We start from the raw sequence: 22,379 nt of genomic DNA, 5'->3' as shown, positions 1-22,379 counted from the left end.
GGCAGGCTCCCAGCGGCGTCACGGACTCCCCCGACGCCCGGCGAAGCCGTCCTGACCCTCGCCGACCGCCGCCCGCACCAGCAGTGAGCGAGGCAGGCTCCCAGCGGCGTCACGGACTCCCCCGACGCCCGGCGAAGCCTTCCTGACCCTCGCCGACCGCCGCCTGCACCAGCAGTGAGCGAGGCAGGCTCCCAGCGGCGTCACGGACTCCCCCGACGCCCGGCGAAGCCGTCCTGACCCTCGCCGACCGCCGCCCGCACCAACAGTGAGCGAGGCAGGCTCCCAGCGGCGTCACGGACTCCCCCGACGCCCGGCGAAGCCGTCCTGACCCTCGCCGACCGCCGCCCGCACCAACAGTGAGCGAGGCAAGCTCCCAGCGGCGTCACGGACTCCCCCGACGCCCGGCGAAGCCGTCCTGGCTCTCCCCCGGCACAGCCCGCGCCAGCAGTGAACCCGCGAGGCCCCCCGGCCGCCCGACGAAAACCTGGGCGGCCGGCAAGGCCGTCCTGGCCCTCCCCCGACACGGTCCGCACCAGCAGTGAACCCGCAAGACCCCTGACCGCCTGACGAATCCCCCGGCGGCGCGCTTGAATGCCCCCGGGCGCCCCCTGGAGCCTCCACCTGCCTCCCCCTCCGTCTGCTTGACAGTTCACCTATGCCGTGCGCCACTGGGAGGGCGAAGCCGGGCGGACAAGTCGGGGGTGAGTCCTCTGCCGGAGCTGCGTTACCCCAGTGTTGCCGAACTGGTCGCATCCGCCCAGGCGTTGGCCGCCCATGAGCCCGGCGTGTGTGCCCTGCGGCGGGTGGGCCTGTCCCGGGCGGGCAGACCGCTGCACCTGCTGTCCGTGGGACAGCGGCGGCGGGCCGTCCTGGTGGTCGCCGGAGCCCACGCCAACGAGCCCACCGGAGGCTCCACGCTGCTCGCGCTCGCCCGACGGGTGGTGCACGAACGGGAGTTACGAGGCGACACCTCCTGGCACTTCCTGCTGTGCGCGGACCCGGACGGGGCGAGCCTGCACGTCACCCCGGCGCCACGCAGCCTGCTCGACTACCACCGCGGCTTCTACCGGCCCGCGCAGCCAGAACAGCCGGAGTGGTCGCCGTCGGTCCTGCCGCCCGACCGGCTGCCGCCCGAGACCCGGGCCCTGACCGGGGTGATCGACGAACTGCGGCCCTATCTACAGGTGACGCTGCACGGCACCGACCTGGGCGGCAGCTGGGTGCAGCTGACCAGGGACGTGCCCGGGCTCGCCGAGCCGTTCGCCAAGTCCGCGGCGGAGCTGCACATACCGGTGGAGACGGGCGCGTCGGACGCGGCGGGCTGGCCGGCGTCGGGCCCCGGCGTGCACGTGATGCCCGACCCCGGCTCGGGCCTCGCCTACCCGAGCATGCCGGACGACGCCCGGCACAGCACCTGGCACCGCGTCCACCGCTACGGCGGGCTGACGGCGGTGGTGGAGGTGCCGATGTGGGCCAGCGACCTGGTGGACGACCCGGCACCGCACCCGGCACCGGCGGCGGCGATGCGGTGGCTGGCGAGCCGGCTGCTGCGGGACGCGCTGGAGGTGGAGCGGGTACTCGCCGAGGTCCTGCCCCGGCTCGGGGACACCGACGTGCCCCTGCTGCGCGCGGCCAGGTGGGTCCTGGAGGTGGTGCCGGGCCTGGCCGCGGACTGGACCGGCACGCCGCCCGCCGACACCACGATGGCGTACGTCGGCAGCGTGGACGCCTTCGGGCGCCGGCTGCCGCTGCGGGCGGCGGCGATGCTGCTGCGGGTCCTGCGGGAGGCGAACGACCGGGCGGCACCCGGGCTGGAACGGCTCGTCGCCTCCTGGTGCGACGCCTTCGCCGAGCGCTTCCGCGCCCGCTGGGTGCCCCTGGAGCACCAGGTCGAGCACCAGTCCCGCACGGTGCTCGCGGCGGCGCTGCACGCGCGCGAAGAGGTGGCGTGAGGCCCGAAATGACCGCACACCACCCCTGACCGACCCCGCGCGCCCAGCCGTCCGGCGCTCAGCGGTCCAGCGCTCAGCGGTCCAGTGCGAACACCGCCCCCGTCCGTGCCTCCATCACACAGGTGTTTGAGAACGTCTCCCGGTAGTCGACGGGACGGCCGTGCCACTCCCCGCGCGCGTGGACGGTCACCGGGGCGTAGATCATCGGGCAGAACACGTTCTTCTTCTGCGGGATGGCTCGGATGTCCCCCTTCGCGTTCGTGAGTTCGGCGCAGGCCTCGGCCGCGCGCGCGTGTCCCTCCGGCCGGTCGCACAGCAGCAGGGTGCCTCGCGTGTCGCCGTTGCGGGCGTCGCCGCGGGCGACGGTGAGGTAGAGCCAGTCGCCCTGGCCGGCTCCGCCGGGCGTGGTCGCGGCGGCGGCTGCCGGGCCCGCGGCGAGGAGCGCGACCGCCGCCAGCAGGCCGCCTCGTACCGCTGTCGCTTTGGTGGTGTACGTCATTCCCGGTGCATCGGCACGGCGGCCTGCGCACCCCAGCCCGGCTCACCCGAACGGGAGCACACGCGCGCGTACCGCTGGGCCAGTTCGAACGCGCTCAGTACGACGCGTGTCTGGTACTCGGCCTGGCGTGCGACCGGGATCCAGCGGGCCCCGTAGCAGTCGCGGAAGTCCGCGCACCAGGCGTCGAGGAGCCGGTCGAGGTCGGGCAGCGCGCCCGCCGGGTCGTGCCCGGTGCCGCGCACGACCCGGTGCAGCAGCCCCGCCGTCCTGAGAGCCAGGCGCCGTCCGGCGATGCGCAGGGCCGCCAGATGGGCGGTGCCGAGCGGGGGCAGCCGGCCCGCTCCCGCACCGCCGGTGTCGGGGTCCCAGGCGTCGGCGAGGCCGGGGCAGACCAGCAGGTAGTCGTCGACCGGGGCGAGCAGGCGCGCCGCGTCCGGGGCGACGGCCAGCTGGGGTCTGATGCGGCACAGGATGCCCTCCAGGAGCCGGGTGTCCTGGCGCAGGGTGCGGCTGACCGCGCGCAGCGCCGCGTCGCGGTCCGCGGGCGGGGAGGGGTCCTCCACGGCCCGCACACCCCACATGGGCGCCTCGACGACCGCGGTCACCGTGCCGTACCGGTGCGGGTGGAACCAGGTCGACTCGACGGCCGCCTCGGTGATGGCCGCGGCCAGGTCGGCGCGGCGCGGCGGCGGGATCCGGTAGACGGCGGGTCCGACGTTCGGCCAGTACAGGGTGTCGTACGCGCCGAGTTCGCGCGGGATGCCGAGGCGGGCGGCGGTGTGGGCCAGGCGCTGGGCGAGCCCGGGCAGGTCACGGGTCAGTTCCACGAAGCCGCCGCCGACGTCGACGCCGTGCAGCGAGCACTGGAGGAAGGGCCGCAGCTCGTCCTGGAGGTCGAGCAGGGCGCGGGTCTCCGGCAGCACGACGGCGTCGGCGCCGTCCGGCAGCCATTCGGGCTGCTCCAGGAAGCCGGGCCGGAAGAAGTTCCGGAAGTAGTGCCGCAGGGTGTACGGCCCGGCCAGCCAGCCCTCGTTGCGGCGCGAGCCGTCCGGATCGAGGCACAGCAGCAGGTTCCAGGTGACGTCGGCGCCCTCGGTCAGCCGCGGGTCGGCGAGGACCCGTTCGGCCAGGCGCAGGACGGTGGCGCCGCCCACCGGCTCGTTGGCGTGCGGTCCGGCGACGACCAGGACGTGCCGGCTGCCGCGGCCGACGGAGAGCAGCCACAGTGGCGTGCCCGCGCGGGAGGTCCCGACGCGGCGCAGCCGGGCGGCCCCGGGACGGCGGGCGACGAGCGCCGCCGCGCGGGCGCCCAGTTCGTCCACGGACGGGTAGCGGAGGAGCGGTGGCAGGGGAGCACACCTCCACTGTGCGGTGCCGTCGGTTCACATCATGTGCATGATGTACGCACAGTCAGTCACGACTTCGGGGGTACGTCAACACCGCGTGACACAGTCGGATTTCGGCCACCGGAAGGGTTCACTGCGGGTCCGGTCTCAGTGGGTGGCGAGGCGGTAGGCCATCCTGCCGAAGGCGATCTGGTCGCCCTCGCGGACGACGGCGGCGCCGATCACCCGCCGTCCGTTGACCGTGGTGCCGTTGGTGGAGCCGAGGTCCCTGAGGACCCACGTGCCGCCCTGGCGGCGCAGCTCGGCGTGCACGCGGGAGACGGTCTCGTGATTGAGCCTGAGGCCGCTCGCGGGGTCGCGGCCTATGCGCAGCGGGTGGGTGCTGTCGGGGTGCGGCAGAAGCAGCTTGGGCAGCCGCTCGGCCTGCCAGGCCCGGCGCAGCCGTACGGTGAAGCCGGAGACCGCCTCGACGGCGCCGAACAGCACGCGCGTGACGCGGTTCTCCTGGGGCAGGTCGGCGGTGAGGACGGCGAGTTCGTCCGAGCGGCGGGCGGCGAGCGCCAGTTCCATGCGGCGTACGAACGTGTCGTGGGACAGCCGGCCCATGGCGACGCCGTCGCGGAGCACCCGCAGCGCCTTGTCGCGCTCCGCGTCGGACAGCCGCGCGGGGTACGTGGAGAACTCGAAGGACGACGTCACGCAGGTGATTGTCGGTCAGTGAACCCCGGGTGTCCAGAAAACGGGGAAACGGCCGCCACACGCGTACTTCCGGCGACACCTGCCTTCAAAGCGCGGATGGGCGGGCGGACTGATCGCGTTTTGCAGCACGATGGACGGGCTACATCACGGTGAGCAGACGAAGGGGAACCATCCCGTGCAATTCGAGGTGTGGGCACCGCAGGCAGACCGTGTGACGCTCCATTGCGACGGCGCCACGCGCGCGTTGGAGCACGATCCGGGGCGGGCCGGGTGGTGGACCGGTGAGGCGGAGGCGGCGGACGGGTCGCGGTACGGGTTCGCGATGGACGACGGCCCCGTGCTGCCGGACCCGCGTTCGCGGCGGCAGCCCGACGGCCCCGACGGCCCGAGCGCCGTCGTCGACCACGAGCGGTACGCGTGGCGTACCGAGGCGTGGGCCGGGCGCGGGCTGCCCGGTGCGGTGCTGTACGAGCTGCACGTGGGCACGTACACCCGCGAGGGCACCCTGGACGCGGCGGCCGGGCGGCTGGAGCACCTCGTGCGACTTGGCGTCACGCACGTCGAGTTGATGCCGCTGTGTCCCTTCCCGGGGCGGCACGGCTGGGGGTACGAGGGGGTGTCGCTGTGGGCGGTGCACGAGCCCTACGGCGGGCCCGAGGCACTGAAGCGGTTCGTCGACCGGGCGCACGAACTCGGCCTGGGCGTGGTCCTCGACGTCGTGCACAACCACCTGGGTCCGTCCGGCAATTACCTGCCCGCGTTCGGACCGTACTTCACGGACACGCACCACACGCCGTGGGGCGCGGCGGTCAACCTGGACGCGCCCGGGTCGGACGAGGTGCGCGCGTACTTCGCCGGCAGCGCGCTGGCCTGGCTGCGCGACTACCGGATCGACGGGCTGCGGCTGGACGCGGTGCACGCGCTGCGCGACACGCGCGCGTGCCACTTCCTGGAGGAGCTGTCGGCGGCCGTGGACGGTCTGGCCACCGAGCTGGGCCGGCCGCTGTTCCTGATCGGCGAGTCCGACCTCAACGACCCGCGGGTGATCACCCCGCGCGCGGAGAACGGCCTCGGCCTGCACGCCCAGTGGAACGACGACTTCCATCACGCCCTGCACACCGCGCTGACCGGCGAGTCCCAGGGCTACTACGCCGACTTCGCGCGCCACCCCTTCGCCGCCCTCGCCAAGACGCTCACGGGCGGCTACTTCCACGACGGCTCGTACTCCAGTTTCCGGGGCCGGCGCCACGGCCGTCCGCTGGACCGCGTGCGCACGGCCGGGCACCGGCTGCTCGGCTACGGCCAGACCCACGACCAGGTCGGCAACCGCGCCCAGGGCGACCGCCTCTCGGCCGCGCTCTCCCCCGGCCTGCTGGCCTGCGCCGCCACGCTCACCTTGACCGCGCCGTTCACGCCGATGCTGTTCATGGGTGAGGAGTGGGCGGCCGGCACGCCCTGGCAGTTCTTCACCGACCACACCGATCCGGAACTCGCCCAGGCGGTGCGGCAGGGCAGGCGGCGGGAGTTCGCGGCGCACGGCTGGGCCGAGGAGGACGTTCCCGACCCGCAGGACCCCGCGACCCGGGACCGCTCGTGCCTGGACTGGTCGGAGCCCGAGCGGGAGCCCCACGCGCGCGTGCTGGCCTGGTACCGCCGGCTCATCGCCCTGCGCCACGAGCAGCCGGACCTCACCGATCCCGATCTCGCGGACACCAAGGTGGCGTACGACGCCCGCGCCCGCTGGCTGGCCTTCCGGCGCGGGGACGTCCGGGTGGTCGTCAACCTGGGCAAGGCGGAGGCGTCGATCCCGCTCGGCACCCGCCCGGCCGAGGTCCTCGCCGCGTGGGACCCGGTCGAGGCACCCGGGCAGGACGGGCTGCTCCAGGTACCCGGGGAGTCGTGCGTGGTGCTGGCGCAGGAGTGACGGGCGCTTCACCGACCGCCGCTGGTATCGAGAAGGGACCTGCTCAGCGCCCACACGATGAGGAGGTCGAGTGTCATCACGATGATCGCCCCCATCGTGATGCCCGCCCCGCGCCCCCAGCCCCCGGCGGTCAGGTCGAACCGGTAGACGTACCCCGGGGCGAGGACCGGCGCGGTCACCGACGCACACCGCCCGTGCGGGGCGGGCCACGCTCCCTGACAGACTCACCCGAATCCGCCGGCGTCGCGGCCGCGGCCCGGCACGCGCAGGCGGACCACGGACTTCTACGCCCCCTCTTCCTCGCCGTCCTCCCTGAACTCCGTCACCCGCTCCAGCAGGATCGCCTCCCAGGCGCGGCGCAGCTGGGTCCTGAGGAGCGGGAGGGGGGCGGTGTCGCGGGCCTCGAGGCGATCGGTGAGGCGGATGACGGTGTCGCAGCGGGCGAGCCACAGACCGCGCAGGCAGGGGCGGGCGCTGTATCCGGCGAGGGTGGCGGCGCGGACGGCGGCGGGCGCGCCGACGGCGAGGGCGAGGGAGGCGATGTCCTCGGCGGGGTCGCCGACGACGGCGCCTGTCCAGTCGAGGATGCCGCGCACCCGGCCGTCGGCGCTGACCAGGAGGTGCTCGCCCCTGAGGTCGTGGTGGACCAGGACCGCCGTGCCGGACTGCGCGGCGAGCTGGGCCGCGGCGGGCGGGGCCAGCTGGGTCATCCGGGCCGGATCGAACTCGTCGGCGGCGCCGAGGCGTTCGGCCGCGTGCGCGGCCATCCGGCGCAGTGCCTCCAGGGAGCGCGGGGCGGTGCGCGGGACGCCGAGTGTCTCGGCCTGCCGTACGGGTACCTCGCGCAGCCCGGTGAGCAGCCCGGCCAGGTCGGCCTCGCCGACGGCGGAGACGTCGTGCTCCTCCCCCGTACCGCCGGGCACCCTGGTGTCGAGCGTGTAGGTGAGGCCGGGCGCCCACTCGCCGTGGGCGACGCTGGTGGGGACGGCGACGGGCAGATGCGGTCGTACGAGGTCGCGCAGGCGCAGCTCGCGGCGCTGACGGGCGGCGGCCTCCCGGTCGGGGGCAAGGCGCAGCACGTGGCGGGCGCCGACCCACCAGGTGGAGTGCTCACCGCCCTCGACGACGGGCCGCACGTCGGGCCCGGAGGTTCCCTCCGCGCTCTCCTTGAGCAGCGAACGGACCAGTCGGCGGACGGTGTCCGCGGTGGGTGTCGGTGCCTGGGTCATGGTCGCGCCGTTGTCGTCCCGGGGTCTGTCGATCGGTACCCGCTGTGTCTCTCAGTCCACCATGACCATCTCGCGGGTGGTGTTGTTGAGGCGGCGGCCACCGTCCTCGGTGACCGTGACGATGTCCTCGATGCGCACCCCGAAGCGGCCGGGCAGGTAGATACCGGGTTCCACGGAGAAGCACATGCCGGGCACGAGTGGCTGTTCCTCGCCCTCGATCATGTACGGCGGCTCGTGCGTGGTCACGCCGATGCCGTGGCCGGTGCGGTGGATGAAGTACTCGCCGTATCCCGCGTCGGTGACCACGGCGCGGGCGGCCCGGTCGACGTCCTGGCAGGGGACGCCGGGCCGCACCGCGCGGAAGCCTGCCTCCTGGGCGGCGCGCACGACGTCGTGGACCCTGCGCTCCTCGTCGGTGGGCTCGCCGACGTGGACGGTGCGGGTGGTGTCGGAACCGTATCCGTCCTTCAGCCCGCCGAAGTCGAGGACGACCATGTCGCCGCGCTGGATGACGCGGTCGCCGACCTCGTGGTGCGGGTTGGCGCCGTTCGGGCCGGAGCCGACGATGGTGAAGTCGACCTGGGAGTGTCCATGCCGGCGCAGCAGGTCGGCGAGGTCCTCGCCGACGTCGGACTCCCGGCGGCCGGTGAAGGGAACCTTCCGGATCTCCTCGAACGTGGCGTCGGCGGCCGCCCCGGCCGCCGCCAGCAGTTCCAGCTCGGCTGTGTCCTTGACGGCGCGCAGCATGGGCAGGGCGTCGGTGAGGGCGGCGTAGGAGGTGCCGGGCAGCGTCTTCTGAAGGCCGAGCAGGTGCAGGGCCCAGGCGTTGTCGCTGATGCCGAAGCTGCCGCTGTTCGGGAGGAGGCCGGCGGTGACGGCGTACGGGTCCTTGCCGTCGGTCCAGTCCCGCAGGGTCAGGGCGGCGGCGCCGGGTGCCTTCTGGGCGTCCGGGGCCTCCAGCGTGGGCACGACGAGCACGGGGTCCCGGCCGGGGGCGAGGACGAGCACGGTGAGCCGTTCGGTGACCGCGGTGGGCGCGTAGCCGGTGAGCCACACCAGGTCCGGGCCGGGCGCCACGAGCAGCCCGGCCAGCCCCGCGTCGGCGGCGGCGCGCGCGGCGCGCTCCATGCGGGCCCTGTAGTCGTCGGCGGTGAAGGGCGCGGGCGTACTACTGGTCATCCGGGCCTCCGTGAACGCGGGAACGTGCTGGGCATGGGACCACGGGAGCATCCTGCCCGGACACGGAGGGCGACGCGAGCCGGTTACGGGGTCCCGCGGGCGAAGCCGGGTCTCCCCTCCCCGGAATTCGAACGAACGTTCGCCAATCGCCCGTCAGGACGGGCGCTCACGTGACCAGACCGGGAGCGGCGGTCAGCTGCTGATAGCCGCCGCCTCGGTGGCGCACCGTGAGGGTGACCCGGGCGCCGGGCCGGGCCGCGGCGACAGCCCGGGCGAGATCGGCGGCCGTGTCGACACGGGTCCTGCCGACCTGGAGGAGTACGTCGCCGCGGACCAGGCCGGCCGCGTAGCCCGGGCCGGGGACATGGACGCCGACGACCAGCGCGCCCGCCTTCTCGGCGTCCATGACCTCCAGGCCGAGGGTGGCGGCGGGCGCCGTCTGGGCGGGGCCCTGGGCGGCGGAGGGTGCAGCCGGGGCCGAGTCGCCGGGCGGCGGTGCCTGGCGCCTCAGTTCGGCGAGCCTGCTCATGCCGATCACGGTGGCACCGACCGTGCCGAGCCCGACGCCGGACAGCACCAGGACGGCGCCGATGAACAGCCCCAACAGCGCGGTCCGCAGCCGTCGGCCGCGCCGGCGCGCGGCGTGCGGGCGACGCGTGGGCCCGCTGGGGCCGCCGTCCCTGCGTTCCTGACCCGGGATCGGCTTGGGGCGCAGCGCAGTGTGTTCCATGGATCGCCTCCGGCTGGTGTGCACCCAGGCGCACTACCCAGCGCACCGGGGCGCGACGAGCCACGATCGAGTGAGACTGAGCAGGGGGCGGCGACGGGAAGTCATAGCCGTCGCGGTTCGTCAGTCCCTTCCGGCCAGCCGCTCCACCAGCACCGCCGCCGCTCCCGTGTGCGGAAGTTCAGCTGACGGGCAGCGCGGGCGCCGGGGGCCGGTCCGGGAGGAAGCCGTGGGCGCGGCCAGCCAGAGCGCCCGATTTGTAACGGTCGACGCCCCGGTGCCAGTTCAGGATCCCGGCCAGCCAGTTGCGCAGGTCGGCGACATAGCCGTCCATGACCTCACGCGCCTCGGCCGTGAGCCGGAAGTCCTCGTACACGACGGGCAGTTCGTGCGCCACGACGTGTTCGAACTGCTGCATCCGCTGGGTCATCAGGTCGTGCACGATCCCGAGCGCGGTCGGGTAGTCGGCGCCGAAGAAGTTCTGCACGACGAGGACGGCGTTGTGGATCTCGCCCTCGTACTCGATCTCCTTCTGGTACGAGAAGACGTCGTTGACGAGGCAGGCGTAGTCGATGGCGGCGTTCTCCAGCGAACGGACCGGGCCGCTGCGGTACACCTCCGGCGGGATCGCCGGGCCGTGCCCCATGCGGCACAGGCTCAGGGTGAGGTCGGAACCGAAGGTCGCCCGCCGCATCTCCAGGTAGTCGACCGGGTCGGGGACGCGGTTCTGGAGCTGGTTGGACAGTTCCCACATCCAGCTCTCGGTCATCGTGTCGACGGCCCGCTTCAGGGTGCGCCGCTCATCAGGGGTCATCTCCACGGTCGTGCGCGCCCACAGGTCGGTCAGGCCGCGCTCCAGGGCACCGGCCGGGACGGGGGCCGGCTCGCCCGCGACGGACATGCAGGCCGACAGCCGGGCCGTGGCGAGCCGGGCGGCGGCCAGGTCCCGGCGGCGGCCGTACACCAGCGGGTAGTAGTCGTCGGCGTACGTCCCCCAGGCGAGCCACTGCGAGCTGAGGTCGAGGGCCTCGGGGGTGGCGTCGGGGTCCAGGCCGGCCGCGCAGAGCGGCAGGTCGCAGGAGGCGAGCTTGTCCTCGTCCCAGACGCCCTCCTCGAGGATGCCCATCCGGTGCGCCCAGGCGGTCAGCCGGGGGCGGGCTCCTTCCAGGTGCGGGCTCAGCTCCAGCGGGAAGGGCATGTGGAAGTCGGGCAGCAGGGACGGGCCGACCTTCTGGAACGGCACATGCGCGTACGCGCGCAGCCGTTCTGACGCCGCCGAGGCGAGCAGGGCGCCGACGTCGGCGGCCGAGGTGCCCGGTCCGGTCAGGCCGTGCCAGGGCGCGGCGGAGATGGCGCCCTCGTTCATGTACCGGCTGGAGCGCAGGTGCCATTCGTGGCCGCCCGACTGCCAGTCCTGTAGCCCCTTGGTGTAGGCCGCCACCGCCGCGACCTCGTCCGGGGTGAGGCCCTTGTCCAGGGCGAGGGCGGGCACTTCGGTGAGCGCGGTGTGCTCGAACTGGTGGAGGCGGGAGGTGAGGATGTCGTTGACGGTGTCGGCGGCCTCCTGGGTGGTACAGCCGAAGAAGGTCTCCAGGACCAGCACGCCGTTGCTGTTCTCCCCCTCGTCCTCGACCTCCCGCTGGTAGGAGAACAGGTCGTTGCGCAGGTGGACGGCGTCGGAGAAGGTCTCCATGAGCACCCGCAGCGGCCTCGACCCGGCGACGGACGCGGGCACTTCGGCGGTCGCGTACTCGACGAGCCCCGCCGACCAGGGGGCGCCGCCGACCTTGCGGCGCATCTCGATGTACTCGACGGGGTTGGCGATCCGCCCCTCGTCGATGTTGGACAGCTCCCACAGGGACTCGTTGAGCAGATGCTCGGTGGCCACGGCGAACCGCCGGCGCCAGGCAGCCGACATCGACGGCACCGTGCGCGCCCAGAGGTCGGCGAGGCCCGCCTCGACCGGGTTCTCCGGCTCGGGTACGGCGGCCCCGGGGTCCAGCGGCATGAACAGCGGCAGCCGGTCCAGGTGCGCCTTGCCGGCGGCGCGGTCCGGGGTGCGCTTGTACATGTCCAGGAAGTGGTCGTCGAAGAAGAACACCCACACGTACCAGTCGGTGATCAGCGAGAGCGCCGGGCCGTCGCAGTCGGGGTGGGTGTAGGCGCACAGAAGCCCGTAGTCGTGCGCCTCGAGGTCGGCCTGCTCCCAGATCCCGGACCCCTCCAGCATGCCCATCTCGCGCGCCCACGCCGTCGAGTGGGCGCGCGCCTCGTCGAGGTGCGGGTTCAGCCGCGCGGGGTACGGCATGTAGAAGCGCGGGAGTTCGAACGGCTGCGTCATGGCCGGGGCCTACCCGCGGCCCCCAACAGGCATCCGGGACGCGGCACATGATCACACCATCGCGTGAAGGATGGGAGAACCGGGAACTCTTGCCGGGCCCGGGCAAAGACGCCACGGTGTTCCCATGACCTCTCTCGCGCCGTCACCGGAGACGGGGCCGGTGCCCGACGTGTTCGATCCTCGGCGGTACGCCGCCGGGGTGCCGTACGCCGACTACCGGATCCTGCGCGACCGGCACCCCGTGGCCTGGCAGGACGAGCCGGAGGTGCTGGGCTGGCCGGCCGGGCCGGGGTTCTGGGCGGTGACCCGGCACGCCGATGTGGTGCGGGTGCTCAAGGACCCGGGGACGTACTCGTCGTACGTGGGCGCGACCCAGATCCGGGATCCCGATCCGGCGGACCTGCCGTTCATCCGGCGCATGATGCTCAATCAGGATCCGCCGTGGCACGGGCGGTTGCGCCGGACGGTCAGCCGGGCCTTCACCCCGGGACGCGTCGACCGGTTCGCCGAGGTCGCGCGGGAAAGGGCGCGCACACTGTTCGGGCGGGCCCTGGAAGCGGCCCGCGCCGCGGACGGGAGCGTCGACCTGGTCGCCGCCGTCACCGACGAGTACGCCCTGCTCAACCTCGCCGACCTGCTGGGCGTCCCGGCGAGCGACCGCCGGCTGCTGCTGCACTGGACGCGGCGGGTCATCGGCTACCAGGACCCGGACGAGGCCGGTGAGCCGGTGCTCGACCGTGCGGGCAGGCCGGTCGACCCGCGCTCACCGGCGTTGCTCGCGGACATGTTCGAGTACGCGCGGCAACTGGCCGCGTACAAGCGGCGCCGGCCCGCCGACGACGTGCTGACCACGCTGGCCCACGACGTCGAACTCACCGGCGCGGAACTGGAGATGTTCTTCTTCCTGCTCACGATCGCGGGCAACGACACCGTGCGCGGCGCCGCTCCGGGCGGGCTGCTGGCGCTCGCGGAACATCCTGAGGTGTACGGGCTGTTGCGCGCGGGGAAGGTGGGGCTCCCCCAGGCGGTCGAGGAGTTGCTGCGCTGGCATCCGCCGGTGCTGACCTTCCGCCGTACCGCCGCACGGGACACCGAACTGGGCGGGCGGCGGATCCGCGCGGGCGCCAAGGTGGTGGTCTTCCACGCCTCGGCCAACCGCGACGAGCGGGTCTTCACCGACCCGGACCGGCTCGACCTCGCCCGCACACCCAATCCGCACGTGTCCTTCGGGGACGGCCCGCACGTCTGTCTGGGCGCCCATTTCGCCCGGCTTCAGCTGCGGTTGCTGTACGAGGAGGCACTCGGGGCACTGCCCGCACCGCGGCTCGCCGGGCCCGCCGAACGGCTCGTGTCCAACTTCATCAACGGGATCAAGTCACTGCCGGTGCACGTCGGCTGATCCCCCGCCGACCTGGATCAGCGCGTGCGTGCCCCCGGTGCGCCAGCGCTGTCCCTCCGCCGTGACCAGGGCCGCCTCGGTATCCGCGTCCAGGCCGGTGATCACGTCGGACTTCAGCGTGCGCAGGGCGGCGACCGGGCCCGGGAAGTACGCGGTGACGTCCCGGAAGGGCGTGGTCGGCGGCCACAGCCGGTCGCCGACCAGGCGCCGGTAGTTGAGGTCGCCCTTGACGACGGTCAGGGTCGCGGCGGCGAACTCGGCACGCAGGTCGTCCGGCATGTCCGCGTACGGCAGCGGGGCGCAGGAGAAGGGGTGGGCGCGCACCGTGAGCCGCCCGTCGGCCATGGCCGCCCACAGCCGCCGCCCGTAGCCACCGGCCGCGCCCGGCGCCGAGGTGAGCCGGCGCAGGGCGTCCACCACGTCGGCGGTCGTGGCGTCGGAGACGTAGTACGGATAGGGCTTGACGTGCAGTACGGCCCGTGTGACATCGCCCTCGGCGAGGAGGTGGGCGATCAGGAGCAGGTCGGGGACGAGTTCCCGGCCGGCGTTGTCCGCGACCAGGCAGAGCGTGCCCGTACCGGAGGAGGGCAGCAGGGACCACAGGGCGTCGCTGTCGTCGGCCACCAGGGCCGGGACGGTCTCCTGGGCCTCGGCGCCCTCGGTGCTCTCGGCGGAGAGGCGGAAGCCGAGGTCGGCGCGGTTGCCCCAGAGCGAGCCGTGCAGCAGGGCGCGGGCCCGTTCGTCGGCCGGCAGGTCCTCGAGCACGTCGAGCGCGGCCAGTTCCTCGTCCGTATCCCCGGCGTCGAGTTCGGCGCGCTTGAAGGGCCGGAAGGGGTCGATGCCCGCCCAGGGTCCGGAGCCGAAGTAGGCGACGGCGTCGAGGAGCCGGCGGTAGAAGTGGCTCTCCGACCACAGCCAGGGCACGTCGAACCAGGAGCGGCCGGTCCAGGTGTCCGCGCCCCAGTCCCGCCACCGGTCGCGGTCGGGCGCGTCGGCGGGCAGCGGCTCGATGACGCCTTCGGTGCAGCTCTTCAGCAGCGCGTCCAGCGCGCGGTGCTGCTCGGGGCCGTACGGAAAGGCCTCGCGTACCTGCCGGATGATCGCGGGATGCCGCTCGGCCAGCACGCTGCGCGGGAAGGAGCCGGGTTCGTCACCGAGGATCACGGGGGCGGCGGGGGTGTCGGGCATGGGCGTCACCGTACCCCGCGGATCAGGCGGTTCTGGTCTCCCGTTCCAGCTGTGTGGTGAGGGTCAGATAGCGGGCGCGCCGGGGTACCGGCACCATTCCCCGGATCATCAGGTGCCACATCTCGGCGATCCTGCGGGGCAGCCGTCCGTCGGGGTCGAGGGAGCGGCCGGCGACCCGGGTGCCGACGAAGAAGTACACGAGGGAGTGGGCGGCGGCGTCCACGTCGACGTCCGGGTGCAGGTCGGACTCCTTGACCGCGCCGAGGAGTTTGCGGGTGGAGAGGTCCAGCCACTCCGAGAACGGGTGCTTCAGCGGCGGCCGGACGGCCACGTCCGCGGTGGCGAGGCGGAGTCCCGCCCGGGGGATCGGGTCCTCGACCGCGAGCCGGGCTATCCCGAACGTGGTGCGGATCAGGAACTCGAGCGACGAGCAGCCGCGGCTCTCCACCTCCCTCGCCACCTGCCGAGACGCCTGGGCCTGCAACTCCATGATGGCGCGCGCCAGATCCTCCTTGGCCGCGAAGTGGAAGTAGAGCGCGCCCTTGGTGACCCGGGCGTGCTCGACGATGTCGCTCAGACTGGTCGATTCGTAGCCGTGACGGTCGAACAGGTCGGCCGCGGCCGTGATGATCGTCGTCCGGGTTTGCTCGGCGCGTAACTGCCTCGCCATCTAAGGGACACTCCTTGAAGTCAGAAACGTACGGGACGTGCCGTTTGTTTTTTACCCCACGCACACGATAACTCACCCTGCGACAACGGAGCAGGTTTGTGCAGACTCGGTGGCCGACACGTGCAAGCCCTGCGACCGACCGCCCGGCCGCCTGTGACGGTCAATAAGCGGACGATGTCAATTGAGGCCCCTACCTAGGCTTTTGCCGTCTTCCGGAGGACATGGCGAACGACCGGGCCGCCGCGCCCGTGATCGCCACGATACGAGGAGGTCGGGCGGTTCTCAATGGGACCTCAAACGGACGGGCCGGTCGGTGCATGCAAGCACCGACCGGCCCTGTAGGCGGCGGATCCGTACACGAGGGGCGAACTGAACGCAGGCGGCCCGTTTCCCGTACTGCACGGGACATACCGTTGCCGCGCCGGCGAGGAGGAGTCCTGCGATGAGTCGGATGACCGCACCCCTGAGGGTCACGGGGGCCGCCGTGGCGGCCTCGGCCCTGCTGTCGCTGTGCGCGGCGGGACCGGCCCGGGCGCACGGCGCGCCGACGGATCCGGTCAGCCGGGTGTACGCCTGCTCCCCCGACGGTGGCGACGCGGCACGCTCGGCGGCCTGCCGGGCGGCTGTCACCGCCAACGGCGCGCCCTTCACGATGTGGGACAACCTGCGGGTGGCGGGCGTGGACGGCCGGGATCGGCAGGTGATCGCGGACGGGAAGCTGTGCAGCGGCGGCCTGTCCGCCTACAAGGGCCTCGACCTGGCCCGTCCGGACTGGCCGTCGACCCGGCTGACCCCGGGCGCCAGGATGACGATGACGTACGCCTCGACCATCCCGCACACCGGCACGTTCAAGCTCTATCTGACCAAGCCCGGCTACGACCCGTCCAAGCCGTTGACCTGGTCCGATCTGCCCTCGAAACCCTTCGCCCAGGTCACGGACCCGGCGCTGACCGACGGCGCGTACCACATCGGGGCCACGCTGCCGTCGGACCGGACGGGGCGGCAGGTGCTCTACACGATCTGGCAGAACAGCAGTACGCCGGACACCTACTACTCGTGCTCCGACGTGGTGTTCCCGAAGGCGAAGGCGGGAAAGGCCACCACCCCGTCGCCCTCGGCTCCGGCTTCGGCCGGCGCGGCGACCGGGAAGGCGGCCCGGCCGGCGGCCGGCGCTTCCGGCCGGCCGGCGGCCACGGAGACGGGCGGAGAGACGGCCGCGGCGGCATCCGGCAAGGCGGCGAGCGCCCCCCGGACCGAGGGCACCGCCGCCGACAGCACCCCGGTGGCCTCCACCACCGACACCGGCTCCGGGCCCTCCGCGCCACTACTGGCGGGCGGCGCCGCCGCGGTGCTGGTGCTCACCGGGGGCGCCGCCCTGGCTGTGCGTCTGCGTCGGCGGTGAACGCCTCGGCTACGACACTCAGTTGACGAAGACCGGAGCACCCGCGTCGGTAACGGCGGCGTACTTGGCGGTGAAGTAGCCGCTGGAGAAGCAGAGCGAGGAGCCGGAGGTCTTCGTGAACTGCTGGTTGGTGAAGTTGATGCTGTTGTCGCTGTTGTCGGACGTACCGGTCAGGCTGGCCGCCTGGTAGACGCAGGTGATGGAGCCCAGCAGCGTCTTCAGCTTGACGGTGGTCTGGATGGTCGAGCCGCTCGCCGGGGTCACGGTGAGCGTGCCGTCGGAGGCCACGGTGGTGGTGTAGGGCAGGTTGTCGACCGTGATGCTGCTGACACCGGTGACGCCGAGGACGTTGCTGGTGCAGCTGCTGGCGTCGAAGGTCTGCGCGCCGGCCGACTCGGTGGCCGTGCCGGGCGCGGCCGGGTTGTCCTTGACGGTGGCGGTGAACTGCGACGAGGTGCACTTGACGCCGCTGGTGCCGGTCGCGCTGGAGTAGAGCGTGGCGGAGGTGCCGCTCGCGAGCGGCGCGGTGAGGACGTCACCGACCGCGACCGCGGTGCCGCCGGCGCTGCCGGTGGTGAGCACGGCGGTGCCGTCCGCGGAGGCGGGGACGGCGGCCAGCGGGAGCGCGAGCGCGGCGACGGCTCCGGCGAGGGTGACGAGGGTACGGGTGCGCATGCGGGTGCCTCTTTCCTGGGTGGGGGGCTGGTGAGGGTGAGGTGGGGGGTTGGGGGGCGCGCTGGGGCGCCGGCCGCTGCCGGTCCGTGCACGCCTTCTCCGTACGTGACGGACCGGCAGCGGCGGCTGGACACCGGCCGAGAGCCTCGGGGGGAGACTTCCGGCCGGGCCGAATGAGGGCGGCCGGGCACGGGACGTAAGGCCCTGGGGGAAAGAGCCCGTGCCGGGAACGCGCTTGTGCGGGGGCGGTCTGTGTGGGGTGCCGTGCCGGGAGCACCCCTGGAGAGGACAGATGGTGCCGCACGGCGGATCCGGCGCCACGGATCCGGTTGAGCCAGGGGCAGTTGTAGACCTGAGGATCAGTCAACGTCAAGGTCGATCAAGGGAGTTGCTGCACTTGAAAGCAGACGACGCATAATCGACACTCTTTTTTCACAACTCTCTTGACCCCTCATGTAACCCCCGGTAACTTCCTCGGCGGCTACTGCTGCGTAACGTGAAAGCCCTTGCAATCGCCGGGAGTGCGAGGAGGCGTGCGCGGCAGCCGATGTCCGCGCCAGGACAACGCGCCACAAGCCCAACCCGCATGACTATGCCCATGGGAGCAGACATGGCCTCGTCCCCGGACCTCTCGTCCGCCGACAACACCCCCGAGAACCCCGAAAGCGGTTCCGCACCGAGACGCGGGCGGGTCCGGCTGCGCCGGGCCGCGGTGATGGCGGTCCCCGCCGCCGCGGTCACCGCGGGACTCGCGATCCTGACCGCGCAGGGCGCCCTGGGCGTCCAGTTCGCCATCTCCGGCATGCCGTTCGTGGTCAAGGCCGATCGGCTCGACGGCACGGGGTTCGCGCAGTACGGCGGGCTGGACAACATGATCGAGAACAGCCCCAACGCCGGTGACACCGGGGGTCAGGAGCTGGTCGTCACCTCGGTGGTGAAGAACGGCACGCTCACCAACATGTGCCAGAGCGTCGACCTCGGCGGCATCCAGCTCGTCCTCACCGCGGGCACCGGGTCCAAGAAGGTGCAGGTGTCGAACCTGTCGATCGACTCCGACGACATCACGGGCAACGCCTCGTTCAAGAACATCGAGATCGGCCGCGACGCCAGCACCCTCGACAAGGTCGACGCCAAGGGCCCCGCGGGCGTCTACAGCCAGCAGGCCGACAAAGTCACCATCACGCACCTGTACCAGCGCAACTACGCGGCCACCGCGGCTGTCTTCAAGCTGCCCAACCTGCACATGAAGTTCTCCAGCGACGGCTGCCCGTGATGGACAGGGACCGCTTCCGGCAGTGGAGAGGGGGCCGTCCCTTCGCGGGCGGCCTGCTGCTCGTACTGGGCGGCGCCGAGATCCTGGTGACCATGAAGGCACCGCTTCCGGTCATCCTGCACGTCGGCATGCAGGGCCTGGCCGGTTACCTCCTGCCCACCCTGATGCTGATCCTCGGTCTGCTGATCCTCTTCACCCCGGCCCAGCGCATCTTCTACTCCATCACCGGCGTCCTGCTCTCCCTGGGCACCTGGATGACCTCCAACCTGGGCGGCTTCATCGTCGGCCTCGTCCTCGGCGTCACCGGCAGCTGCCTGGCCTTCGGCTGGCTCCCGGACCAGGAAGCCCGCGTGAGCCGCCGCGAGCGGAAGCAGAAGCGACGCCAGACGCCGGCCGGGGTCGCCTGACCCCAGGGGCGGCACCGGCACGGGGACCCGGAACGTCTCACCGGAACTTTTCGGCCTGCGCACAAGTTTCTACGGTGTTGTAGAAGCAGTCGATCCGTATGTGCCGACCCGTCTGAGGAGTTCGCATGGCCCTGTGGGACCGCATCAAGGAGTCCGCGTCGACGATGCAGACCCAGCTGGTGGCGAAGAAGAACGATCTGAAGAGCGGTGCCTTCCGCGACGCGAGCATGGCCATGTGCGCGCTCGTGGCGGCCGCCGACGGGACGATCGACCCGGCCGAGCGGCAGCGCGTGGCCCAGCTCATCGCCACCAACGAGGTGTTGCAGAACTTCCCCGCCGACGACCTGCGGCGCCGTTTCGAGGACAACCTGAACAAGCTGACCACCGACTTCGCCTTCGGCAAGGTCAGCGTGCTCCAGGAGATCGCCAAGGCGAAGAAGAAGCCCGCGGAGGCACGGGCCGTCATCCAGATCGGCATCGTCATCGGCGGTGCGGACGGGGACTTCGACAAGACCGAGCAGGCCGTGGTCCGCGAGGCGTGCTTCACGCTGGAGCTGCCGCCGCACGAGTTCGACCTCTGAGCCCGGTCGGGCGTCCCACCGAGGGCGTCCGCGAGGATGGGGGCATGCTCGACGACCTCGACCGTGCCCTCATCCACGCCCTGCACGTCGAGGGGCGCGCGCCGTTCAGCCGTATCGCCGGGGTGCTCGGCGTCTCCGCGCAGACGGTCGCCCGGCGGTACCGGCGGCTGCGGACCGAGGCCGGGCTGCGGGTCGTCGGTCTCGCCGACCCGCACCGGGCGGGGCGCACCCAGTGGCTGGTCCGGCTCACCGCGGCGGCGCGGTCCGCGCAGACGATCGCTGAGGCGCTGGTGCGGCGGCCGGACACCTCGTGGGTGAAGCTGACGTCCGGGGGGACCGAGATCACGGCGATCATCCACGCCCCTACGGACGACACCGCCGGCAACTCGCTGCTGCTGAGGGACATTCCGCGCACCGGCGGGATCACCGCGGTGTCCGCCCACTGCCTGCTGCACACCTATCTCGGCGGGCCCGTGAACTGGCGGCGCGGCGCGCGGACGCTGGACGCCGAGCAGCAGCGGGCGTTGCGCGAGGGCGCGGAGGGCCGGGAGGACGGCGAGGGAGCCGAGGGCGTCGAGGCACGCCGACCCGGCCCGGGGGACGCGGAGTTGCTGGCCGCCCTGGAGAGGGACGGGCGGGCCGCTTTCGGGGAGCTGGCCCGCCGGACCGGGTGGTCGCCGGCCACGGTGGCGCGGCGGCTGGCCGAGCTGCGGGCCGGGGGCGGGCTGTTCTTCGACGTGGAGATGGACGCCGGGCTCTTCGGGGTACGGACACGGGCGCTGCTGTGGATGTCGGTGCGCCCCGCGGACCTGGAAGGGGTGGCGGAGGAGCTGGCGACCCACGACGAGCTGGCCTTCGTGGCGGCAACCACCGGGCCGACGAATCTGGTGGCGCAGGCCCTGTGCCGGGACCCGGCCGACCTGCACCGGTATCTGACGCGACGGCTGGGGGCGTTGCGGCAGATCCGTGCGCTGGAGACGAGTCCCGTGCTGCGGACGCTGAAGGCGGGCAGCCCCGCGGCTATGTCTCCGCTGTCACCCTCCGGCTCGCCACCCAGCTCACGCCCACCAGTCCCACCGCCACCCAGCACGCCGCCTCGGCCGCGTGCCGCGCCGATGCGGCGTTGAGGTAGACGCTGCCCAGGACGGCGACACCGAGGGTCGCCCCGAGTTGCTGCACCGCGTTGAGCAGGCCGGCGGCCGAACCGATCTCCTGGGGGGCGAGGGGCTTCAGGGCGAGGGTGAAGAACGCTGGGGTGAACAGGCCCGCGCCCACACCGATGAGCGCCAGGGCGGGAAGCAGAGCTTCGGGGTACGCGCCGGGCTCCGCCGTGTGGTAACCGGCGACGGCGGCGAGCAGACCGGTCAGGAGGACGCCGAGCCCGTACGGCATCACGCGCCGCCCGTACCGTCGTACCAGCCGCGCGCCCGCCAGCCACGACGCGACCGCCAGGCCCGCCGACCAGGGGGCGAGGCTCAGACCGGAGGCCAGCACGCCTGCGTGGGCGCCTAGCTGGAGTTGCAGGACGACCACCGTCGTCAGCCCGTTCGTCACCGCGAAGAAGGACGTCGACGTGACGAGGGCGGCGGGAAAGCCCCGGCGGGCGAACAGGGTCGGCTCCAGCAGGGGGCTGCGGCCGGCCGCCGCCACCCGGCGCTGGTGCAGGGCGAAGACGGCGACCAGGAGCAGGCCCGCGGACAGCATCGCCCAGCTCCGCCCCGCGAGGCGCGTGACGTCCGCGTCGATCAGCGGCTGGACGATCAGACCGGTGCCGGCCGCCGCCAGCGCCGTGCCGACCGGGTCGAGGCTGGGGCGGCGCGGCGCGCGGTTCTCCGGCAGCCGGGAGGACAGGGCCAGCACCACCAGGGCCACGGGGACGTTGACGAGGAAGGCGGCGCGCCAGGAGGAACCGAACAGGTCGGCGTGGGTCAGTACGCCGCCCAGGACGGGTCCGCAGACGGCGGCGAGGCCCATCACCGGGCCTATGCTGCCCAGGGCCCGGGAGAGCTCCTCCCCCGCGAACATCGCCTTGATCAGCCCGATGGTCTGCGGAATGATCATCGCCGCCGCCGCGCCCTGCACCGCGCGGAAGGCGATCAGCAGGCCCGCCGTGGGCGCCAGGGCGCAGGCGAGCGAGGCGAGCGTGAACGCCGTGACGCCGAGGACGAACAGGCGGCGCCGGCCCGCGATGTCACCGAGCCGGCCGCCGGTGATCAGCAGCACCGCGAACGGCAGGGTGTAGGCGGCGGAGAACCACTGGATGTCCGACACCGATCCGCTCAGATCGGCGTGCACGGCGGGGGCGGCGACCTGCACGACGGTCGCGTCCAGCAGGTTCATCGCCTCGGCGAGGAGCAGGGCGGTCAGCGCGGACCGGCGCCGGCGGTGGGGCGGTGGCGGGGCGACGGGGGTCGGTATGCGTTCGGTGGTCATGGAACGAGCGTCGGCGCGGCGGCGGGCGGGCTCCAGCGCGAGGCCGCAGCTGGTGGATTTCTTCCATGAGGGCCGCCCCGCGCGGCGAAAACTCACAACTGCGCGAGCACCGGCAGCAGTTCGGGCGCGATCGTGACGTCCCCCGTCAGCGGGCGGTCCTCCGTGTCGGACGGGAGGGCGGCGGCCACGGCGAAGGCGGGGACGGGCGGAGGCACCGGCAGCAGCCGCAGCGCTCGTACGGCGATGACGAGTCCGCAGGCCAGGACCATGGCGTCGGCGGTGGTGGCCCGCCCGGTCTGCCGTGCGGCCTGGCCGGCGAAGCCGGCGGGCTCCTCCAGGCCGTGCGCCCGCTCCACCGCCTCGGGCGGTACGGCGGGTTCGGCGGCGGCGAGCCGGACGATCCCGGCCAGGTCGAGGCCGCGGCCGACGAGAACGACGCGGGTGCCCCCGGCGTC

20 protein-coding genes and 1 pseudogene are annotated in these 22,379 nt (G+C 73.0%); 8 read left to right on the top strand and 13 right to left on the bottom strand.

Annotated elements, in window-relative coordinates; all coding sequences use genetic code 11:
- The first annotated feature begins 701 nt into the window (after positions 1–701).
- Entirely contained in the window at positions 702–1,952 is a 1,251-nt protein-coding gene (locus ACWGJM_RS47300) for a M14 family zinc carboxypeptidase (RefSeq protein ID WP_453417990.1), read from the top strand.
- A 73-nt stretch (positions 1,953–2,025) separates the two neighbouring features.
- Here the strand turns inward: ACWGJM_RS47300 and ACWGJM_RS47295 are convergent, their stop codons facing one another.
- The 3 genes from ACWGJM_RS47295 to ACWGJM_RS47285 all read right to left on the bottom strand — a co-directional run bounded on the left by ACWGJM_RS47295 (position 2,026) and on the right by ACWGJM_RS47285 (position 4,496).
- Positions 2,026–2,451 (bottom strand): SSI family serine proteinase inhibitor, encoded by a 426-nt coding sequence (locus tag ACWGJM_RS47295; protein WP_453417989.1) that lies wholly within the window; start codon positions 2,449–2,451, stop codon positions 2,026–2,028.
- Positions 2,448–3,773, bottom strand: coding sequence for a M14 family zinc carboxypeptidase (locus tag ACWGJM_RS47290; RefSeq protein WP_453417988.1), 1,326 nt, complete (start codon positions 3,771–3,773; stop codon positions 2,448–2,450). Before ACWGJM_RS47290 ends, ACWGJM_RS47295 begins: the two co-directional genes overlap by 4 nt.
- Positions 3,774–3,944: 171 nt before the next feature.
- Complete coding sequence (locus ACWGJM_RS47285) at positions 3,945–4,496, bottom strand: FHA domain-containing protein (RefSeq protein WP_453417987.1); 552 nt, start codon at positions 4,494–4,496, stop codon at positions 3,945–3,947.
- Positions 4,497–4,671: 175 nt separating this feature from the next.
- Between ACWGJM_RS47285 and treZ the strand changes: the two genes are divergently transcribed.
- Positions 4,672–6,420 carry a malto-oligosyltrehalose trehalohydrolase gene (gene treZ / locus ACWGJM_RS47280; protein WP_453417986.1) on the top strand — a complete coding sequence of 583 codons (1,749 nt, stop codon included), beginning with the start codon at positions 4,672–4,674 and terminating at the stop codon, positions 6,418–6,420.
- 8 nt (positions 6,421–6,428) lie between these two features.
- Here treZ and ACWGJM_RS47275 read toward each other — a convergent pair whose 3' ends face one another.
- The 5 genes from ACWGJM_RS47275 to cyc2 all read right to left on the bottom strand — a co-directional run bounded on the left by ACWGJM_RS47275 (position 6,429) and on the right by cyc2 (position 11,896).
- On the bottom strand, positions 6,429–6,599 hold the full coding sequence (locus tag ACWGJM_RS47275) for a hypothetical protein (RefSeq protein WP_453417985.1): 171 nt from the start codon (positions 6,597–6,599) through the stop codon (positions 6,429–6,431).
- Between the two features lie 105 nt (positions 6,600–6,704).
- The gene (locus tag ACWGJM_RS47270) at positions 6,705–7,649 is read right to left on the bottom strand and encodes an aminoglycoside phosphotransferase family protein (RefSeq protein ID WP_453417984.1); all 945 of its coding nucleotides are present in this window, start codon (positions 7,647–7,649) and stop codon (positions 6,705–6,707) included.
- Positions 7,650–7,700: 51 nt separating this feature from the next.
- A complete protein-coding gene (locus ACWGJM_RS47265; RefSeq protein WP_453417983.1) occupies positions 7,701–8,828 on the bottom strand; it encodes an aminopeptidase P family protein in 1,128 nt (375 codons plus the stop codon).
- Positions 8,829–8,994: 166 nt separating this feature from the next.
- A complete protein-coding gene (locus ACWGJM_RS47260; RefSeq protein ID WP_453417982.1) occupies positions 8,995–9,558 on the bottom strand; it encodes a PDZ domain-containing protein in 564 nt (187 codons plus the stop codon).
- A gap of 178 nt (positions 9,559–9,736) precedes the next feature.
- Positions 9,737–11,896 (bottom strand): germacradienol/geosmin synthase Cyc2, encoded by a 2,160-nt coding sequence (gene cyc2, locus ACWGJM_RS47255; RefSeq protein WP_453417981.1) that lies wholly within the window; start codon positions 11,894–11,896, stop codon positions 9,737–9,739.
- Positions 11,897–12,020: 124 nt separating this feature from the next.
- On the opposite strand from cyc2, the gene ACWGJM_RS47250 reads away from it, so the two are divergent.
- Positions 12,021–13,295, top strand: coding sequence for a cytochrome P450 (locus tag ACWGJM_RS47250; protein ID WP_453417980.1), 1,275 nt, complete (start codon positions 12,021–12,023; stop codon positions 13,293–13,295).
- On the opposite strand, the gene ACWGJM_RS47245 is transcribed toward ACWGJM_RS47250, so the two are convergent.
- Together ACWGJM_RS47245 and ACWGJM_RS47240 are read right to left on the bottom strand one after the other, a co-directional pair.
- On the bottom strand, positions 13,272–14,483 hold the full coding sequence (locus ACWGJM_RS47245) for a damage-control phosphatase ARMT1 family protein (RefSeq protein ID WP_453417979.1): 1,212 nt from the start codon (positions 14,481–14,483) through the stop codon (positions 13,272–13,274). The two genes, ACWGJM_RS47250 and ACWGJM_RS47245, sit on opposite strands and share 24 nt — an antisense overlap.
- Before the next feature lie 22 nt (positions 14,484–14,505).
- Entirely contained in the window at positions 14,506–15,153 is a 648-nt protein-coding gene (locus tag ACWGJM_RS47240; RefSeq protein ID WP_453417978.1) for a ScbR family autoregulator-binding transcription factor, read from the bottom strand.
- 442 nt (positions 15,154–15,595) lie between these two features.
- On the opposite strand from ACWGJM_RS47240, the gene ACWGJM_RS47235 reads away from it, so the two are divergent.
- Positions 15,596–16,555: a lytic polysaccharide monooxygenase gene (locus ACWGJM_RS47235; RefSeq protein ID WP_453417977.1), complete on the top strand. Its 960-nt coding sequence runs from the start codon at positions 15,596–15,598 to the stop codon at positions 16,553–16,555.
- A gap of 18 nt (positions 16,556–16,573) precedes the next feature.
- On the opposite strand, the gene ACWGJM_RS47230 is transcribed toward ACWGJM_RS47235, so the two are convergent.
- Positions 16,574–17,230, bottom strand: a complete 657-nt coding sequence (locus ACWGJM_RS47230) for a Tat pathway signal sequence domain protein (RefSeq protein WP_453417976.1) — start codon at positions 17,228–17,230, stop codon at positions 16,574–16,576.
- A gap of 610 nt (positions 17,231–17,840) precedes the next feature.
- Here ACWGJM_RS47230 and ACWGJM_RS47225 point away from each other — a divergent pair.
- The 4 genes from ACWGJM_RS47225 (at position 17,841) to ACWGJM_RS47210 (ending at position 20,618) form a co-directional block, all read left to right on the top strand.
- Positions 17,841–18,503 (top strand): DUF6230 family protein, encoded by a 663-nt coding sequence (locus ACWGJM_RS47225; RefSeq protein ID WP_453417975.1) that lies wholly within the window; start codon positions 17,841–17,843, stop codon positions 18,501–18,503.
- On the top strand, positions 18,503–18,910 hold the full coding sequence (locus ACWGJM_RS47220) for a DUF6114 domain-containing protein (RefSeq protein ID WP_453417974.1): 408 nt from the start codon (positions 18,503–18,505) through the stop codon (positions 18,908–18,910). The genes ACWGJM_RS47225 and ACWGJM_RS47220 overlap by 1 nt, the downstream gene beginning before the upstream one ends.
- Before the next feature lie 125 nt (positions 18,911–19,035).
- Positions 19,036–19,491 carry a tellurite resistance TerB family protein gene (locus ACWGJM_RS47215; protein ID WP_132850436.1) on the top strand — a complete coding sequence of 152 codons (456 nt, stop codon included), beginning with the start codon at positions 19,036–19,038 and terminating at the stop codon, positions 19,489–19,491.
- 44 nt (positions 19,492–19,535) lie between these two features.
- Positions 19,536–20,618, top strand: coding sequence for an Lrp/AsnC family transcriptional regulator (locus tag ACWGJM_RS47210; protein ID WP_453417973.1), 1,083 nt, complete (start codon positions 19,536–19,538; stop codon positions 20,616–20,618).
- On the opposite strand, the gene ACWGJM_RS47205 is transcribed toward ACWGJM_RS47210, so the two are convergent.
- Together ACWGJM_RS47205 and ACWGJM_RS47200 are read right to left on the bottom strand one after the other, a co-directional pair.
- Positions 20,512–21,924, bottom strand: a complete 1,413-nt coding sequence (locus ACWGJM_RS47205) for an MFS transporter (RefSeq protein ID WP_453417972.1) — start codon at positions 21,922–21,924, stop codon at positions 20,512–20,514. The genes ACWGJM_RS47210 and ACWGJM_RS47205 overlap by 107 nt on opposite strands.
- A 92-nt stretch (positions 21,925–22,016) precedes the next feature.
- Positions 22,017–22,379, bottom strand: a pseudogene (locus ACWGJM_RS47200) (hypothetical protein); the annotation flags it as partial.

This window comes from Streptomyces sp. NPDC054834 (assembly GCF_053611185.1).
The sequence above is the reverse complement of the archived record's forward strand: the minus strand, read 5'-3'. Positions and strand labels throughout refer to the sequence as shown.